Source organism: Mediterranea sp. An20, assembly GCF_002160055.1.
In the GTDB taxonomy this organism is placed as follows: domain Bacteria; phylum Bacteroidota; class Bacteroidia; order Bacteroidales; family Bacteroidaceae; genus Bacteroides; species Bacteroides avicola.
Genome location: NZ_NFJV01000001.1, coordinates 86,998 through 105,652 on the forward strand (window position 1 = coordinate 86,998; position 18,655 = coordinate 105,652).

11 protein-coding genes are annotated in these 18,655 nt (G+C 55.5%); 6 read left to right on the plus strand and 5 right to left on the minus strand.

Translation table 11 applies throughout. The annotated features are described in order from the left end of the window. Positions 1-3: 3 nt before the first annotated feature. From B5F34_RS00390 to B5F34_RS00405, 4 genes are all read left to right on the plus strand, one after another. Positions 4-1,659, plus strand: a complete 1,656-nt coding sequence (locus B5F34_RS00390) for a RagB/SusD family nutrient uptake outer membrane protein (protein WP_087333880.1) — start codon at positions 4-6, stop codon at positions 1,657-1,659. Positions 1,660-1,852: 193 nt separating this feature from the next. Beyond that, on the plus strand, positions 1,853-3,775 hold the full coding sequence (locus B5F34_RS00395; protein ID WP_087333882.1) for a DUF4838 domain-containing protein: 1,923 nt from the start codon (positions 1,853-1,855) through the stop codon (positions 3,773-3,775). A gap of 18 nt (positions 3,776-3,793) precedes the next feature. After that, positions 3,794-5,299, plus strand: coding sequence for a hypothetical protein (locus tag B5F34_RS00400; protein ID WP_087333884.1), 1,506 nt, complete (start codon positions 3,794-3,796; stop codon positions 5,297-5,299). 239 nt (positions 5,300-5,538) lie between these two features. Then, positions 5,539-7,479 carry a glycoside hydrolase family 97 protein gene (locus B5F34_RS00405; RefSeq protein WP_087333886.1) on the plus strand — a complete coding sequence of 647 codons (1,941 nt, stop codon included), beginning with the start codon at positions 5,539-5,541 and terminating at the stop codon, positions 7,477-7,479. Between the two features lie 22 nt (positions 7,480-7,501). Here the strand turns inward: B5F34_RS00405 and B5F34_RS00410 are convergent, their stop codons facing one another. Further along, positions 7,502-7,990 carry a DUF3836 domain-containing protein gene (locus B5F34_RS00410; RefSeq protein ID WP_255376942.1) on the minus strand — a complete coding sequence of 163 codons (489 nt, stop codon included), beginning with the start codon at positions 7,988-7,990 and terminating at the stop codon, positions 7,502-7,504. A 236-nt stretch (positions 7,991-8,226) separates the two neighbouring features. Between B5F34_RS00410 and B5F34_RS00415 the strand changes: the two genes are divergently transcribed. Beyond that, positions 8,227-9,270: an alpha-L-fucosidase gene (locus tag B5F34_RS00415; protein WP_087333890.1), complete on the plus strand. Its 1,044-nt coding sequence runs from the start codon at positions 8,227-8,229 to the stop codon at positions 9,268-9,270. Positions 9,271-9,432: 162 nt separating this feature from the next. Here the strand turns inward: B5F34_RS00415 and rpmH are convergent, their stop codons facing one another. Then, entirely contained in the window at positions 9,433-9,594 is a 162-nt protein-coding gene (rpmH, locus tag B5F34_RS00420; RefSeq protein ID WP_087333893.1) for a 50S ribosomal protein L34, read from the minus strand. A gap of 255 nt (positions 9,595-9,849) precedes the next feature. Between rpmH and efp the strand changes: the two genes are divergently transcribed. After that, complete coding sequence (efp, locus tag B5F34_RS00425) at positions 9,850-10,416, plus strand: elongation factor P (protein WP_087333895.1); 567 nt, start codon at positions 9,850-9,852, stop codon at positions 10,414-10,416. Positions 10,417-10,523: 107 nt separating this feature from the next. Here the strand turns inward: efp and B5F34_RS00430 are convergent, their stop codons facing one another. From B5F34_RS00430 to B5F34_RS00440, 3 genes are all read right to left on the minus strand, one after another. Next, complete coding sequence (locus B5F34_RS00430) at positions 10,524-13,286, minus strand: NPCBM/NEW2 domain-containing protein (protein ID WP_087333897.1); 2,763 nt, start codon at positions 13,284-13,286, stop codon at positions 10,524-10,526. A gap of 405 nt (positions 13,287-13,691) precedes the next feature. After that, positions 13,692-15,425, minus strand: a complete 1,734-nt coding sequence (locus B5F34_RS00435; protein WP_087333899.1) for a RagB/SusD family nutrient uptake outer membrane protein — start codon at positions 15,423-15,425, stop codon at positions 13,692-13,694. Between the two features lie 25 nt (positions 15,426-15,450). Next, positions 15,451-18,624: a TonB-dependent receptor gene (locus B5F34_RS00440; RefSeq protein WP_087333901.1), complete on the minus strand. Its 3,174-nt coding sequence runs from the start codon at positions 18,622-18,624 to the stop codon at positions 15,451-15,453. Positions 18,625-18,655: the final 31 nt, after the last annotated feature.

Genomic DNA, 18,655 nt, shown 5'->3' on the forward strand with positions numbered 1-18,655 from the left:
ATTATGAAACTGAATAGCATTTTCAACAAGAGAGCGTTGCCCGTATTGGCCCTGTCGCTGATGTTTTGCAGTTGCGAAGACTTCCTGACCCGCGACCATCCTACGGGCGTGACTGATGACGATTTCTGGGGAACCACCAACGAAATTTCGGCTGCATTGGGTACCTGCCAGTACTGGCCGCAGGGCACCCACCATTATACATCGCCCTATCTTTCATGGGTACACATGGAAGGCATGACCGACAATATGTATTGGAGCGGAAACTTCAAAGGAGAGATTGTCAACATCGGTAACGGCTCGCTTACCACAACAACGGGCGGGTTCAACAACGATGTGTGGACACAATATTACATTTGGATACGTCGCTGCAACCGTCTGCTGGACCACATCGACCAAGCCTACTTCACGGATGAGGCCGAACGCGAGAGAATGCGCGCCGAAGCCCTGACCTACCGCGCGTGGTACCACATGCAACTGTTGCTGTATTATGGCCTGAACGAAGGCATACCCATTGCCGACAGGGTACTGGACGGAGAAGACATCTATCAGGCACGCACCCCGGCTCAGGAATGCCTGAACTGGCTGAATGGTGAATTCGACCATCTGCTGAGCATCACAGACGATGCCGTCTTCCCCTTCCTCTGGGACCGCGACCGTCGCGGACGTATGTGCAAAGCCTACGTCCTGACGCTGAAAATGGACCTCAACCTGCAGTTCCACCAATATGACATTGCCCGCGATTGCGCCAAGCAACTGATAGATTCCGGCGAGTTTGAACTGTATTATTCGGAATCTACCGATGACGATCCGGGCAAGAACTACCGCGACATGTTCCGCTACGTGGGACAGGACAACCGGGAACGAATCATGTATCGTAACAGTGGCTGTTCGGAAATATGGTTCCGCCATGCTCCTCAGAACCTGAGCGGACAAGGAGCAGCCAGCGTGCTGAAGTCACTGGTGGATGAATATGAGACCATCGACGGTGTGCCCTTGGCAGACCTGCCTGCCGACGAACGTACCAACTACGAGCATTCGCCGTTGTACAAACCGCGCGACCCGCGCTTGTATGCCACCATCGTGGTGCCGGGCGACAACACATCGTTCCAAGACTATTCGTACAACCCGTTTGGCGAAGGCGTGGTAGAATATCCCGGTGCCATCGGCTATTCACGCACTGGCTACTGGGCCAAGAAATTCCTGGACGAACAGGACCGCCCGAACGGTTCTGGCGGAAGCTTGTACTTCCCGCTCTACCGTTATGCGGAAGTTCTGCTGGACTATGTGGAATGCTTAGTGGAAAGCGGCGACTGGCAGAATCCCGATGTAGAGACCTACATCAACCTGATACGCAACCGTGCCGGCATGCCCAACATGGACAAAACCGTGTATAACACACAGGAGAAAGTGCGTGAATTGTACCGCCGCGAACGCCGGGTGGAGCTGGCCTTCGAAGGTAAACGCTATTGGGACATCCGCCGCTGGGATATTGGCAACGAGGTAATGACCGGACCCGTCTTAGGTGCCTGGAACCCCAATACCAATGCATACGTACAGGTGGAAACGCGCAACTGCACATTCCCCAAATATGACCAGTGGCCCATCCCGCTCACCGAGCAGACGGCTAACCCGTACATCACGCAAGGGGCGGGCTGGTAAACCAAACGCCAACAATTACAGACTGCTACTATTTTTTACCGTTCCATTAGGTACCCGCATGTAGAGAGAGGTCAGGAGGCCGGGCTGATACCCCGCATCCGGCGAGATTTACGGGCATACACCCGGCCTTCCTGACAACCTGCGGGAACGCAAAGTGAACTTCCTTTTAACCGAACTACCATCAATCAGACAAATGAAAACAAGATTTTTAACCGGCCTGTTACTGTCGCCCTTGCTGGCATTAGCGGCTTGTTCAGGCAATCATTTTACCATAGATTCCCATACATACATCGTGGCAGACACGGTACAGAATCCCGTAACAACCTTGGCATGCACCGAGTTACAGTACTTCATCCATCAGGCCACAGGCATCCAGGTGCCCATCATTACTTCACCCAACCAGGCAGGGCAAGACAGCCGCCTGATTTGCCTGGGCGAAAGCTTCATCCCGCGGTCGGGAGCAGACGTATTGGAGGGAACTCCCCTGGGCGAGCAAGAATACCTGATACACATCACGCCTGATTTCATCGTGCTGGCCGGTAAGGACAAAGAATCGGTCCCCGACTATGTGAAAGACGGCGGACGAGACAATAACGGCCTTTCACCCGCCACGGACCGTGTACAGATAAACTACCGCCGGGCCACCGGTTCGGATGATGTACCCGCCACGCTTACCCTGCCTTCGGTGTACGATGCGCAAGGCACCTGCTATGCGGTCTATGACTTTGCCGAACGCTTTCTGGGCATCCGCTTCTACGGACCGCACCCGCAAAACGTGTGCATTCCCCAAACGGACAAGGTGAAACTGGAGGCACAAAGCATCCGCCGCACCCCGGCCGTGAAATACCGCTACGGTACGCCGTCTTTCGGCTACCTGATGATGAAAGACCAGTACATGGACTCGAATGACGACATGCAGCAACTCTTCAGACGGCGCCTCCGTATGGGCGGACGGCGCTGGGCAGCCAACCATGCCTTTGGTGCTTACCAGGACCGCTTCCTGAAGAAGAACCCGCAACGCCCGGAAATCTTCGAGGGCTATCACCCGGAGTACTTTGCCAAAGGCCGCGGAGGCAGTGCCTACGAACGGCAGTTCTGCTACACCAACCCCGGCTTCATCAAGCAGGTGGCCAAAGATGCCGTCGACTACTTCCAGGGCAAAGGGACAGTGGGCGAACAAATTGCCTTGGGCGACTACTTCGCCTTGGTGCCTATGGACAACGCCACCTGGTGCCTGTGCGACGAGTGCCAGAAACAACTGGCCTTGGACAAAGACAACATACGAGGCAGCCACTTCAACTGCGGAACGGCCACGCATTACCTGTGGAACTTTGTCAACAACGTGGCACGCGAAGTGAAGAAGATGATGCCGGATTCAGACAAGAAGATTGCCGCACTGGCCTACCACGTCTACGCCTACCGGCCCAAAGACATCCAACTGGAAGACAACATCTCTGTGGCTCCTTGCCTGCATACCCGCAATTATTGGGCGCCGGGCATGGAACGCAACGAGACCCAGTTGTATAAAGAATGGATAGAAGAAAGCAAGCAGTCCGGCCGCGACATCTTCCTGTGGAGCTACCTGTGCTTCCCCACGGAGCGCGGAGCCATCGGCGGATTCAACGTATTCCCCGGATTCAATGCGCATAAGACAGGCGAGCAGTTGCGGATGTATGCTGCCGACGGGGTGAAGGGAATCTTCTTCTGCGGCATCGGAGAGCAGCTGGACTTCTACTTGGCCATGAAACTGCTGGACGACCCTACGCAAGACACGGACGTGCTGCTGAACGAGTTCTTTAACACTTACTTCGGCAAAGCGGCCGAACCCATGCAGGCTTTCTACCGCAAGATAGAGGACGTCTACAGCACACCTGAAAATTACCCGGAGAACGTGCAGACCGAAGAGGCCCAGTTCCACCAGACGGAAGAGATAGCCTGGAAGTATCTGGGCACACCGGAAGTAATGAACGAACTGCGCGGCTACATCGAAGAAGCCACCCGGCTGGCCACGACCGACGAGGAAAAAACGCGCGTACAAAGCTGGGTGAAGGGCGTGTGGGAGTATATGCTGCAAGGACAGGAGCAATACAACAGCAAGACCCAAGGAAATCGGTAACAGAAAAACAGAACAACAATGAAAGCTAACTGGATATTTATCGCCGGTATGATGCTGGTCGCAAGCTGCTCGGACAGCGAATCAAAAACACCGGCTACGCCAGACTCTGGCGAAGACAACCCCATCGAAGAAGTGGTGGCAGAACCTTTCCGAGCCAACCGCCTGCTGATTAAGCACGGGCTGCAACTGCAGTGCTGGGTGGCTACGGACAATTACGAACTGGGCGGCGCAGCCGGACAACCGGCCTACAACATGCTGCCATCGGACTGGGCGCTGACCGGATTCACGGGACCCACGTTCTTCGGTCCACCGCTCATAAACCCCTCTTATTTTGAATCGTTCCCCGAAAGCCAGTGGGCCATCGCCAAGGCACCGCACGGCGACCAGCTGGACGTGGAGCCTACGGACTACGAACAGCGTAACGGGTATCTGTCTGACGAACAGAAGGCACACATTGACAAACTCACCACCGTGTGCTTTGGCGACGAAGAAGCCTATTCCTACGAACTCGTCGGCAAGCTGAAGGCTTGGTACGACCTGTCCAGGCGTCTCTACCCCGATGTGCTGGTACACAACAACCAGTATATCGGACAGTGGACCGAGTCGAACATGCGGACCTACATCCGAGAGGCAAAGCCAGACCTTATCACGTATGACTGGTATTACTTCCACACCAGCGACCCGGCCACCTACATAGGTGCCCGCGACATGGCAGAGGATTTGCAGATTTACCGCAACCTGGCCCTCGAAGGCTGGAATGGAGACAAGTCGGACTACCTGGCTTTCGGGCAATACATCTTAGGATTTGCCAACGAAGGCACCTACCGCCCCACAGAGTCGCAGCTACGCTTGTATTACTACCTGACGTGGACCTTGGGAGGAAAGTGGATCAACTGGTTCCGCTATCTGCAGGGCGACGGCTACGGAGGCAAGACCGCGCCGACACAATGGGCCCTGCTGCTCGAAAACGGTATGCCCGGCCAGCCCACACACTACATGGATTGGGTGAACTTGTGCAACACCGAGAGCAAATACATCGGCGACTACTTGGTGCGCCTGAAGACAACCGACGTGCGCTACGTGGCGGGAAGTGACAAATACACCGAAGGGAAACCCGGAAACATCGGCGACTTCAGTCCCTCGGCCTCCTACATCAAGACCATATCTGCCGAAATACCGGATGAACCCGGACAGGGAACCGACCTCTACCTCGGATTCTTCGGCATCATCCCGGAAGAGGAACAGGGTGACCCCGGCTTCTTCAGGGAGGGAGAAGACAAGTTCTTCATGATTACCAACGGATGGGCCTCGATGACGGTACAAACGGCCGAAGACTTGAGCCAGAAAATACGCTTTGCCATCGACATGGAGGAAGCGGGAGCCGCATCGTGCGCATGGATAAATCCGCACACCGGACAACGGGAGGTGCTGAACCCCGTGGAACAGACCGACGGACTCACTTATTATGAAGTGGAACTTTGGGGAGGAAGCGGCGCCCTGTTCATGCTGAATGCAGAGAGCTGACCCTTATATAGAAGAAGCACGGTCCGCATACAGATGCACCACGCTTCCTCTATATTAGGACAGAATGACAGCAGTGCCTATATGATGTCTCGGCTGCAGCCCCTTCCCCCCGCTCTCTTCTTTTTAGGAGGGAAGGGGCATTTTATCCCCCCACAACTTGCACCTTACCCCACATCTTCTTAATTTTGCTCCCGGATGGTTAACCCTCCTTACGAAAAACCTAAAAACAACATGCTGACATGGACTACACGAACAGATTCTTATCATTAGCCATGGGATGCCTGCTCGCCTCCGGTGCCGGAAACGCGGCGACGGGAGACATTCCGCAGTTGAACATTCACTTGAACGGCAACGGCGACTTGGTGTACGAGGTGGAATACGCCGGCAAGGAAACCGTGCGCGAGTCGCCCTTGGGAATGGTGGTCGACCACCGGGCATGGGGCGAGGATGTCGCCTCACTCACGGCAGACACGCTGGACAGCCGGCACATCGTCTACCAGGTGACGCAGGCCGACCGCTCGACGTTCTGCCTCGAAGTACGTCTCTTCGACGATGGGCTGGCTCTGCGCTACCGGCTCCCTGCCCAAGGACCCATCTGCATCTATGGCGAGAAAACGGGCATGCGATTCCCGGAACAGACGCAGACGTGGTATGCCAGCGGACCCTTCCAGTATGGCTGGCTGCAACAGTACCAGCAACGGACCACCGACGCGATAGAAGGCGAACTGCTGGCACCGCCAGCCACCTTCCTGACACCGGAAGGCATCTACGCAGCCATCACCGAGGGCAACCTCACGCACTTCCACGGCGCCGTGCTGTTGGGCAGGGAGCAGGGACTGGTGCAGTTTGGCTACGTGGACAACAAAGGGCATTTGCTGAGCGGAACCAGCACCGGCATGCCGCAGGGACAGTATGCACACGAGGCTGTGAGGGATGTGCCCTGGCTCGTGGCACCCCGCAACGGTGAAACGGAGGTGGTGACGCCCTGGCGCATACTGATGTTGGCAGAAGATTTGAACGGACTGGTGAACAACGGCATCTTGCGGCAGGTAGCCGACCAGCCCGACCCCGCCCTGTTCCCGCAAGGTGCCGAGACCGACTGGATACGCCCGGGACGGGCCGTGTTCACCTGGCTCGCGGAGGGAGGCATCGAACGCCTGAGCCTGGCCAACCATAAGAAGTATGTGGACGGATGTGCCGAACTGGGCATCGAATCGGTGGTGGTGGACGACGGCTGGGAGCTTTGGCCGCAGACCGACCCGGATGCACACGGACGCGACAAGTGGGAGATGCTGACGGAATTGGTGGATTATGCCCGCCACAAAGGGGTGAACATCTGGGTATGGAGGCCCTCATCGCCACGCACCGGCAACCGCACGGACATCGGTCTGCTCGACCCGGAGGAGCGGAAGGACTTCATGCACCGCTGCGCGGAAATCGGTGTCAAGGGGCTGAAGGTTGACTTCTTCTGCACGGAAAACCTCTTCACCGTCGACTTCATGGAAACCCTCCTGCGCGATGCCGCCCGCGAGAAGCTGATGGTCATCTTCCACGGAGTGAACAAGCCGACGGGCGACTCTTATACCTATCCCAACCTCCTGGCCAAGGAAGCGGTGCGCGGGCTGGAATGCGTGGGTGGAGAAGACTCGTGGGCTCCGGGACCCGCCTGGCCTTTCCACAACACCGTGCTGCCTTTCACGCGATGGCTGGCAGGACCGGCTGACTATACGCCGCTGAACTTCCGCGCTTTCTGTCCGCCGTCGGTCACCTTTGCCCACCAGCTTGCCACCATCTACACGTTCACCTCGCCCATGCTCATCTTTGCCGCCGACATGGAAGACATGCTTGCCTGCCCCGCCCGGAAATTCATCGAAGAAGTGCCCGTGGAGTGGGACGAGACCCGCGTGCTGCCGGGCAGTGAGATAGGCAAGCTTGCCGCACTGGCACGGAGAAAAGGCGACGTGTGGTATGTATCGGTGCTGAACGGCGAAGAGTCGCGCACGTTTACCTGTCCGCTCGATTTCCTCCCCAAAGGCAGCTACCAGGTCGAAATGGCCTGCGACGCACCCGGCAACCGGAAGCAAATCGTCCTGAAGAGCTTCCGCACCCGCGCCGGAAAGCAGGTCAAGACAGACCTGATGCCGGGAGGAGGATGGGTGATGCGGATAGAACGGAGGTGAGAATACGCTTCTGACTTCGTCTTCATCGCCCCGCCAGCAATTCCGCTTCCACTTCGTGACTGCCGGTAAGCTGCCACGAACGGTTGTCGGCATCGTAGGCATACGCCTGGTAGGTAAGGCCGAAGGCATCGGCGGCGTAGACAGCCTTTTCGCGCACATCGCTGTAGGCCTGGTCGCGCGTGTTCCACAGAGCCAGTTCCACGGCCACGGAGGCATCGGCGGCATAGGCGTAGCGCAGGGCGAAAGCGGGACGGTAGCAGGCAGCAACGGCATCCCAGCGGAGGGTTTCCTTGCAGAGCAGGCGGTGGGCATCGTCGTAGGTGTAGCGGTATTTCAGGTGGTGGCGCAGGGTCAGACCGTCTTCGTTCACCTTGTAGACGTATTCCGTAGTGACACCCGTACTGTCTGTGTCGGAATTGTAGGCGAAACGTTGCGAAGGGGTGACGGCAAAAGCGGAGTTCAACATACCGGCTGCTGCAAGGGCGAGAGAGATAACTAAAGTTTTCATAATCTGTAATGTTTTTAAATGTGATACTTATTGAATGATTTTGATTTTGTCTTTCTGACACTGCAAAGGTAAGCGAAGCCGGCAAGGCTTCAGGTTAAGGCTGTGTTATCGTTAGGTTAACAAGAAAGGATTCTACTGTTTTTAAACTCTATACCATTATGAACTCATTTGTAAGAAACCACCGGCAGGCCAGGACTCAGCAAGCCTGTGCAAGACAGCCTCACCATGCGACAAACGGCATGAAGAAATTTTTAACCGGCTGCCTGCTGGCTGCCACAACTCTCCTGAACGCACAGGAACAACGACTGATACTCCCTGTCCCCTCCGACCGGCCCAGCCCGGCACAACAGCAGCAGATTGCGCGAAAGTATGGCATGTTCATACACTTCGGCATCAACACTTTCCACAACGAGGAGTGGACCGATGGCTCGAAACCTGCTTCTTCCTACTGCCCCACCGACATAGACGCGGAACAGTGGGTAAAAACGGCCCGGGATGCCGGCATGAAATATGTCATCCTGATAACCAAACACCACGACGGGTTCTGCCTCTGGGACAGCCCGTACACGGAATATGACGTGGCAAACTCCGGCAACCGGACCAACGTGGTGGAGGCCGTGGCAAAGGCTTGCAAAAAATACGGCATCGGACTGGGATTCTATTACTCGCTGTGGGACCGCAAAGTCAATCCCGACGTCGACGACCAGAGCCGGGATGCTGCCTACAATGCCTACATGCTCAAACAAATCAACGAACTGATTGACATCGCACAGAAGCATACGAACCTCGTCGAGTTCTGGTTCGACGGGGGATGGGTGAAACCCAACTACCGCTGGCCCGTCACCGACATCTACCAGGCCATCAAGTCGAGGGAACCAAACTGTCTGGTGGGCATCAACTGGAGCATCGGAAAACCTGAGAACCCCGACGCACAATCCGTCACGCCCGACATACAGAAGGCTGGATTCCCCATCCGTTACTTCCCCAGCGACTTCCGGTTGGGCGACCCTTATCTGCCTGCCGACAACGACCCCAAAATGTTTACACACGACGGCAAAGACTACTACATGCCCTGGGAGTCGACCGTGTGCATCAGCCAGCGCTGGTTCTACAACACCACAGACACGGTCTTCAAGACGGTGGACGAACTGGAGAAAATCTACCGGCAAGGCACTAAGAACGACAACATTCTGATATTGAACTGCCCGCCCGGACGCGACGGAAAGATTAGAGAACAGGACATCGACATACTGAAAGCACTGCGCAAACGACTGGGGTTATAAACGCTCCTGACACTCGCCCCACTGCCTGGCCCGGTACTCCGTCGGAGAACACCGGGCTATTTTCGTAATCACCGGCAGGAGCAGACGGATGGGCACAAAAAAATCCGGACCCTGCATCACTGCAGAGTCCGGCGCTTCCTTATTATTTTAACATAACGGCATTTACGCTTTCACGCCGTTATACTCATCGGAAACGGTGAGTTTCTTTCGACCTTTGGCACGACGGGCTGCCAATACGCGACGCCCGTTGGCGCTGGCCATTCTTTCACGGAAACCGTGTTTGTTTCTTCTCTTTCTGTTCGAGGGTTGGAATGTCCTTTTCATTACTATATCTTTTTATTTTTTATTCTTGTTCTGATTTCGGGTGCAAATATAAGGCACTTTTTTGAATCTGCAAAATATATCAGTCATTTTCTCGTATTTTTTTTGATTTTTTTCTGATTTGCATTACTTTTGCAGTCGAAAACGGTAGCGATACCGCCCTAAAAGGCCCGGTGAGGCACCCGCAAAAGGGAGAAAGGCGGCGCACAGACTGGCCATTGGCAAATACTAACATATATATAATAAAGAGAATTACGTATGATTAATGCCCAAGACATTAAAATCGGCACTGCCATCCGCATGGACGGCAAGCTCTATTTCTGCATCGACTTCCTGCATGTAAAACCCGGTAAAGGTAACACGTTCATGCGCACCAAGCTGAAAGACGTGGTGAGCGGATACGTTCTGGAACGCCGCTTCAACATCGGCGAGAAGCTGGAAGACGTGCGTGTGGAACGCCGCCCGCACCAGTATCTGTACAAGGAAGGTGAAGACTACATCTTCATGAACCAGGAGACGTTTGAACAGATTCCCATCGCACACGACCTCATCAACGGAGTAGACTTCCTGCTGGAAGGCATGGTAGTGGACGTGGTGTCCGACGCATCGACCGAAACGGTGCTCTACGCCGAAGTGCCTGTGAAGGTTCAGATGAAGGTGACGTACACCGAGCCGGGCCTGAAAGGCGACACGGCCACCAACACACTGAAGCCTGCCACGGTGGAATCGGGCGCAACGGTGCGCGTGCCGCTGTTCATCAACGAAGGCGAGACGATTGAAATTGATACGCGCGACGGCTCTTACGTCAGCCGCGTAAAGGCATAAGGGAAACGGGAGGAGGCTTGCGCTTCTCCGGTCCCGACTGTAAGGAAAAGGGGTGTGACTGTCTGGTCACACCCCTTTTTCTGTTCCGTGCAGGCTGTTGCCGCTACTCACTCCACCACATACCACGTATATCCGTTGGCAGGAATCTCTACCTGGAGCGTGACGTGCTGCCGGGCATCAAGGGAGTAAGACACTGCCTGCCCCTCCTGTTCGCGGATAAGTGCCTTGTCTTTCAGCCCGGTGTAATAAAGGGACAGGGTGATGGTGCGCGTCATCGGCCGGGAGGTGGGGTTGAAGAAGAGGGCGAGCGCCTTCTCGCGACCGCTGGGGTCGACGTGCATAATACCGTCCCAGTCGCGTGCATCGGGCTTACGAAGATGGATGATATCGCTATTGAGGATGCGGCGATAGCGCTTGTACCACGCGATGATTTCCTTCACCGCCTCTTTCACCTCGGGCGAGTCGTACAGCCGCGGGCCCCGGTAGCAGGCCTGTATGCCCGCCCCGTAGTTCTGGAACATCAGCGTCCGGTATTCGTCCAAATGCTCGTGCAGGGGCTCCAGGGTAGCTGCCGCCCCGCCCCCGTGATATTCCACCAAGGGGACAAAGCTCCAGAGCGACGAGGGGATGCGCTCCCACGTGCAGTCGTAATTGAGCTGTCGCGTGTGGACCAGCTGCCGGTCGCGGGGCAGCGACCAGTTCACCTCCCGGTAGCCGATGCTGGTCTTCGACGAGCCGTTGAGGAAGTAGAAGTCGGGCACGTTGAGGTAGATGCCTTCGCTACGCATCCAGTGGTAGAGGTCGGTGATGCGGCCGAACTGGTTCCACTGCGAGTCGTCCAGCCCCTTGTGTCCGCTGTGCGAAGTAGAGGCGCAGACATCGCCCGGATAGGAGCCGTCGTGTTCGAAGCAAGTCATGCCTGTCCGCTCGAAGAAGGTCTTTATCTTCCGGAAATACTCCTCCCCCCAGTCGCTGCTCAGGCAGGGCGAGCTGCCGAAGGTCATGCCTCCCCGCTTGCCGGTCTTCGGGTTGATGACGTCCACCTCGTCGCTTATCCAGCGGCTGGCGAGCAGCGAATAGCATCCCATCTCGATGCCGCGGCTGCGGGCGTAATCCACCAGCGACTTGAACTTGGCGATGTTTTCTTCGGAGATGTCTTCGGCATTGGCGCCCGACCCGAAGCTGAGGATAATCATCTCGTAGCCCGTCTCGGCACACTGGTCGACGGCGCGGCGCACCGTGGCGGGGTCGCTGGAGGTGAGGTGCATGAAGATGGGATTCTCCGTGGTCCAGGGAGCGACGGTGCGGTAGAAGCGGCGGGTGAAGAGTCCTTTGCGCTCGCGGTCGTAGCTGTCGAAGGGCATCTCATAGACGCTGAAGGTCCGGAACGTGCCGCCCGGGCTTACCGTCTGCCCCGGACCGAGGGGCGGTGCCACTTCGAGGATGCAGCGCGTCTGCAGCAGGTAGTTGCGCTGCGAGGTATAGGCGGGGTCTTCCACCCAGTGTTCGGTGATGTCGGTTTCTTTCTCCGTAAAGCTGCCCTTGCACTGGTAGTCGCTCTCGACGTGGATGTTGGGCAGCAGGAAGGTCGACGGGTCGCCTCCGCTCGGCGATTCGGGCTCGGCCATTGCCAGTTCTTCCAGCTTGAAGCGGTCTACGCCGACGGGCACCGCCGAGCCGTTGACCACCTCTATCCACTTGCGGACCACCGGCACCCGGTCGTAGACTGCCACGTGCAGCTTCAGCACGACGTCGGCCAGTTCGCCATCGCCCCGCAACCTGAAGACCACCTCCTGCCCCGTAGGCGACTGTTTGTTCAGCGCCCAGCGGTTGCGTGCCCACGCCAGCGTTTCGTCCAGCGGCTTTATCTCAAAATCCTCCAGCACAAACGACCGGGGCACCGTCTGCAAGCTGTCGAGCCATTCTTCTTTCAGATAGCCGCGCTCGGGCTGCCCGGCCAGTCCGCCTATCTGCCAATCCTTGCCGTCTATCCGGATGCTACCTTCGCTGCTCACGGCGCGGAGCAGGCTCTCGCCGCACATGCGGTTGGTGTAGTCCACCGTCGCCAGATTGGGCATGAGACGGAAAGTGCGCGCCACCAGTCCGTTGTCGAGCACCAGTCCCTGGCCGTCGGCAGTGCGGTAGACACCCGCCTTGGCACGTTCCGGCTCCAACAGCCAGTCGAAGGGAGTCTTGTCCGAAAGCAGGGTGTTGTCTACGGGCAGGGCAGCCAGCTTGGCTTGCAGGTGCTGCACCACCGCCTCCGACTGCCTCGGGCCGTCGCCTACCGCATCTGCCGCTGCCATCTCCGGCCGTTCGCCCCGATAGGTGAAGCCCGCCGACAACAGCCGGAGCAGGTCGCCGCTCGGCCCGTCGGGTGTGGGGTCGACCTCCATTTCGAGCAGGTGCACACCCTCCAGAGGCACATCCACATCGAGCGTCTTGCCTTGCCGCAGGATGCCGCTGTCATACACCGGCTGTCCGTCGGCCTTCAGCACAAAGCGCACCGAGCCATCGCCTACCCTGCCGTCTTTGCCCGCCACGCCTACCAGTTGTTTGCCGCCGGAGGTGGAGCGGAACAGTAGTTTCGTACCGTCCACCAAGGGTTGCACGAGCCAGTCGGGGTTGTCGGCATCCGGCGTGTGGCTGTCCAGTGCCAGTTGCGTCCTGAACCGTTCTGCCCGGCCGTCGAGCTTCACCTTCAGGATGCTGCGCGCCTGCAGTTCGAGGGTATCGCCTGCCACCCGCGGATTGCCATACTCTTGCCAGATTCTCGTCACATCAAGTTCCTGCAGAGCGAGGGTCTTCTGTGCTCCTGCAGGTACAGACAGCGCCAGCAGCGCTGCCATACACAAAGGTTTCAATCGCATAGTCTGTATGTTTGTAAAAGTGAATGTCTGAATGCAAATCTGTAGAGAACGACACCGAAGCGATTCAAGCTTGCTTCATTCTCCTACAACCGACCCCAAAAGTAAAGCACAGCGTACAAATGAAAGCAAATGTACACTGTGCCCGACAAAGATACGATTAAATATGAAATATAGCCTCATCTTTCCAAGGCTAAACGTGGATAGGGCGTTCAAGGCTGGGCCACGAATCCTTGTGCGGTAAAAGCATAAGGTACGTTCACCCCTTCGGTATAAGTCAGAGACAATAAAAAAGGGGACACAGCTTCACAGTCATGTCCCCCCTCTCTCTTATTATGCTAAAAGCGTAGTGTTTAAGATAAACGTAATTTTAACATAAGCGTGGTGTTTAACATAGTAGCGGTTATTCTATTCATCCCAACCGGGGTTCTGCGGTTGCAGTTGCGGGTTGCGCTGCAGTTCACCGGTAGGAATGGGTTGCAGGTACATCTTATCTTCCCACGTGCGGCTCTTGTTTTCCTGATAACTCAGGTCAGGATTAGTATATTGAGGATATACCATTACATAACCGTCGTTAGAGCGGAAGCCTTCTGCAGCCATCGAGCTTGATGTAGAAATCTTCTTGCCTACGTAAGTCATTACGTTGTTCAGCAGGTTACCGGCTTTCCAGCGTACGAGGTCATCCCAGCGGAAACCTTCACCGGCCAGTTCCACGCGGCGTTCGCGGCGGATTTCCTGCAACACCGGACTGAGCGTATAACCATAGTCCGGCCAGTTGGGATCCGTGAAACCTACGTTCACATCGAGGTGCGGCATACCTACGCGGTCGCGCAGAACATTGATGGTGCGGTCCAAATCGGCTTGCGTGATGGTTCCCAACTCAGCTTTTGCCTCTGCGTTGATAAGCAAGGTTTCGTCATAACGGTAGGCAATACCATCCGATGTTTCCACGAAGTAACCGCTCGCCAGGCTGGGGTTGTAACCCTTGATGGTCTGATAACCAGTGGGGCAATACTGCGTCACATAGTTATCATCAGCCGTTATGTGCCTGTAATAGTCAAGAGACGGATAGTCCAGGTTGGTGAAGAAGCTTTCCACCTGGATAGTCTGCGTGGCACGCGGGTCGCGGTTGGCCAGTTCCTGTTCCAGGGTTGTATCGTCCGTAGGATAGGAAGTCAATGCCTTGGGCAGACCGTCGGCATACAGGATGCAGTCTACAAAGTCTTTGGAGAAACCGCAGCTGGACTCCATGGCGCCGTGGCTCATGTTGTGTTCGCGCAAATCTGCTGCATAGTCAATGTAGAGGATAGCTTCGCTCAGGTTGCTCTTGTCTTCCATGATAAACATGTGATAGAAGTCGCGGGCAGGGTCGCCGGTGCTGTAGATTTCATAATGACCGGAGTTAATCAACGCGTCCGATTCGCTGGCAGCCAGTTGCAGGAAGTAAGTGCTTTCCGAAGCATCGTAGCCCAACTCCGTATGATACTTGTAGTGCGTACCTTCGTTCAGGCAGATACGTGCCTTGACGTGGCGGGCAATATCCTTGTTCAGGCGGTTGGCTTCTTCTGCACCTTTTTCCGGCAACCACTGGATAGCGAAGTCCAGGTCTTCTACGATGTGGCGTGCCACTACATTACGCGGGTCACGCGGACCATACAGTTCCTCACTGTCCGTGTTCAGGTCTTTGTCCAGCCAGGGCACATCGCCGTAGGTACGGATTTTGCTGTAATATTCCAGGGCACGGAAGAAGCGCATTTCGGCTACGTAGATGTTGATTTGGTTTTCATCGCCCGTCACCGTTCCGTAGTGCGTCATGAAATAGTTGATGTTGCGGATGTTCTGCCAGTTGTCCTTGCTCCAGTTACCGCCTTCCGTGGGAACCGTAAACTGGTTCCAGATAAACTGGTTGACGCTGCTGGGCACCTGGTCGTCGCTCTGCGTGTCGCTCACATTATTGACACCGCCGGGCAGGATGCCGTAGAAATTGTTGGCGTATGCCATCAGGTCGTTGGGAGTATTCCAATAAGTATTGTCATTTAAGCTTTGGGGCGCTCTTTCCAAAAAAGCGTCGTTACAGCCAGTCAGCGATGTGGCTGTCGCTACTCCCAGGATTGAACTATATAAAATATGTTTCAGTTTCATATTGGTATGAATTTAAGTAATTGGATTAGAATGTCAGGTTGACACCGATTGACAGAGCGCGCTGTTGCGGATAAGCATACGGGTTGTCCAGTTCGGGGTCGAAGCCTTCGGGAGTATGTTTGATAGTAAACAAGTTCTCAGCCGTGAAGTAGATACGTGCTTTCTGGATGTAAGCCTTCTGCGTCAGTGTCTCGGGCAGTGTGTAGCCGAAAGACAGAGATTTCAGTCGCAGGTAAGAGCCATCCAGCAGGTAACGTGTCTGGTTCTGTCCCAGTGCTGTACCGCCGTTGAAACGTGCTACGGGGAAGTAAGCGTCACGGTTGCTTTCCGTCCAGTAGTCATTGGCATAAGCCGTAGGAACCTGCCACTGGCTGCCATACTGCCAGCGGAAGCTGTTCGGCAGGTAGAGGTCGCGTTTGCCCACGCCCTGGAAGAAGAGACCGAGGTCGAAGCCTTTCCAGTCGGCTGTGATGTTAAAGCCATAGTTGAATCGGGCCGTGCTGTTACCGATGATGCGGCGGTCACCCGGGTTGTCCAGTGTGTTATCGCCGTTGTTTACTACACCGTCACCGTTGATGTCGATGAACTGGATATCGCCCGGAATCTTGCTGATACCGCCATCCACTTGTGACTGGTCGGGAGCATTGGCGATGTCTTCGGCAGTCTGGAAGATTGTAGATTCATAGCCCCAGATTTCACCTAACTTTTCGCCTACATAGTGGCTGGAGAGTGAGTTGGTGGGGTTGTCGAACTTCGTGATTTTAGCCTGTGCGTCGGCGATGTTGAAGCCTACCGAATAGTGCAGGCCGTTTTCCAAGCGGTCGTTCCAGGTCAGGGCAAGTTCCCAACCGTAAGTCTTCAGGTCGGAAGCGTTCTCCTGCGGCTCGGTCATACCCAGGATGTTGGGAAGCAGTTTACCGGTGCCCAACATGCCGGTAGTCTTACGCTGATAGTAGTCGAAGGTACCGGTCAAGCGGCTGTTCAGGACGGTGAAGTCAAGACCCAAGTCCCACTGCGTCACCTTTTCCCACGTAACGGTGTTGCTCACCAAGGAGCCTGCTCCGATGACGCGCAACTGCTGGCCGCCGAACAGATAGCTGCTCGTGCCTGTGCCGTAAGTAGACAGGTAAGCATACCAGCTACCGGTATCGCTTCCAAGTGCCTGGTTTGCCTGGCTACCGTAAGAAGCTCTGATCTTCAAATCGTCGAAGAAGCGGTTGGTGGGTTCACTGAACCATTCTTCTTCAGAAAGTCTCCAACCCAAAGAGAAAGAGGGGTTGAACACGGCGCGGTCGTTCTTCGGGAATTTGGACGAGAGGTCGTAACGTCCGTTCAATTCCACCAGGTAGCGGTCGTTGAACGTATAGTTGATACGGGCGAATCCGCTTCGGGTTGCCCAGCTGTCGTCAGTGTTACCTACGTAGCGTTCGCCGGTAGCATTGTTCATAGAGGGCAGGTCGTTGTTTATCAGGTTGTTGCGTTGTGCATAGAACGAGCGAACATGCTTGGACTCCTGGTTGTAACCTACCATCACCTTGAAGTAGTGCTTGCCCAACGTCTTTTCGTAGTTGCCCACCAAGTTGAAGGCATTGTACGTATCGTTGTTCTGGTATTCATACACGTAGTTCGGGTCCGTGTACTGGAATTCCTGCAGGTAAACGCCGTTGGCACCATATTCCGAGAAGCTCTTCATGTGGTTCTTGTTGTGCTGGGCATAGTAGTTGAAGGTGTAGTCCATCTTCACGCTCAGTCCTTCCAGCGGCTTGATTTCGATGGCTGCCGTATTCCAGAAGTCGTTCTTCGTGGTTCTGCGGTCACCACCATCTTCCAGCACGGCTGCGAAGTTGGTGTAGTTGCCCTGTCCCGACCAGTGTCCGTCCGGGTGTCTTACAGGCATCAGCGGCTGCGTATCGTTACCAATCCATGCATTGCCGTGTACCTCATCCTGCTGGATGCCGGTCTGCTCGGTACGGATGAAGCTGGTCTTCATCGAGATGGTCAGCCAGTTGTTAATATCGTAGCTGATGTTGTTCACTACGTTGAACTTGCGGAAGCTTTCATCGCCGTAGCGCAGGATAGAGCCTTGGTCCATGTAGCCCACCGAGGTGTAGTACGTAGTCTTGTCGCTACCGCCGCTCAGGTTGACGTTATACTTCTGCAGCGGATAGCTCTTCTTGTAGATTTCGTCCATCCAGTCCGTGTTGCCGCAATAAGCCCACTTGCCTGCCTGGCAGTTACCGTATTGCCAGCTGTTGGGGTCGGTAGCAATGAACACGGGCAGATTGTTCACCGGGTCGTTGTAGTAAGCCTGGATATGGTCCATTTCTTCCTGGCTGAAGATGTTACGGCCGTTGGTATTCATATTGGCCGTGTTCATCCACGTAGCATACTCCATGGAGTCCATGTAGCTGGGACGTGTAGTCGGGCTGTTGAACGATACGGATGCGTCGAACGATACGCGGGTGGGCTGGTTCTTCTTACCGCCCTTGGTCGTAATCAATACCACACCATAGGCGGCGCGGGCACCGTAGATAGATGCAGAAGCGGCATCCTTCAATACAGATACGCTCGCCACATCCTGCGGGTTGATAAGGTTCGGGTCCATTTCCACACCGTCTACCAATACCAACGGTGAGCCGCCGTTCAGTGAGGTAGTACCACGCACGTTGAACGAAGAGCCGCTACCCGGCTGCGGGTTGGTGGTAATAATCAAGTTAGGGATGGTACCCTGCAAGCCTTGACCCAAGTTGGTGATAGGACGTTCTTCCAACACTTCGGAATCCACGGCCGATACGGCACCTGTCAGGTTGGCTTTCTTCACCGTGGCATAACCTACTACCACCACTTCGTCCAACAGTTCCGTGTCTTCCTTCATGATAATGTTCAGCGGTTTGCCTTCCCATTTGATTTCCTGCGTCACATAACCGATATAGGAAATCTGGATGATGTCTCCCGGCTTTACATTATTCAGGCGGAAATTACCGTCGATGTCCGTGATGACGCCGTTGGTTGTACCTTTCACTAACACTGATGCTCCGATAACTGTTACACCGGTAGCATCTTTCACAACTCCGGTACACGCACCCTCCTGCTGGACGGAGCTGATACCTGTGGCTGCATTTGGCGCTGCGTATGCGGTTCCTCCCCAAGCTAAAGAGCCGAGCAGGAGAGCGCCCAATGGAATAAAATGCTTTAACATGGTTTTGTTTATTTAAAATTCTCGTTGCAAA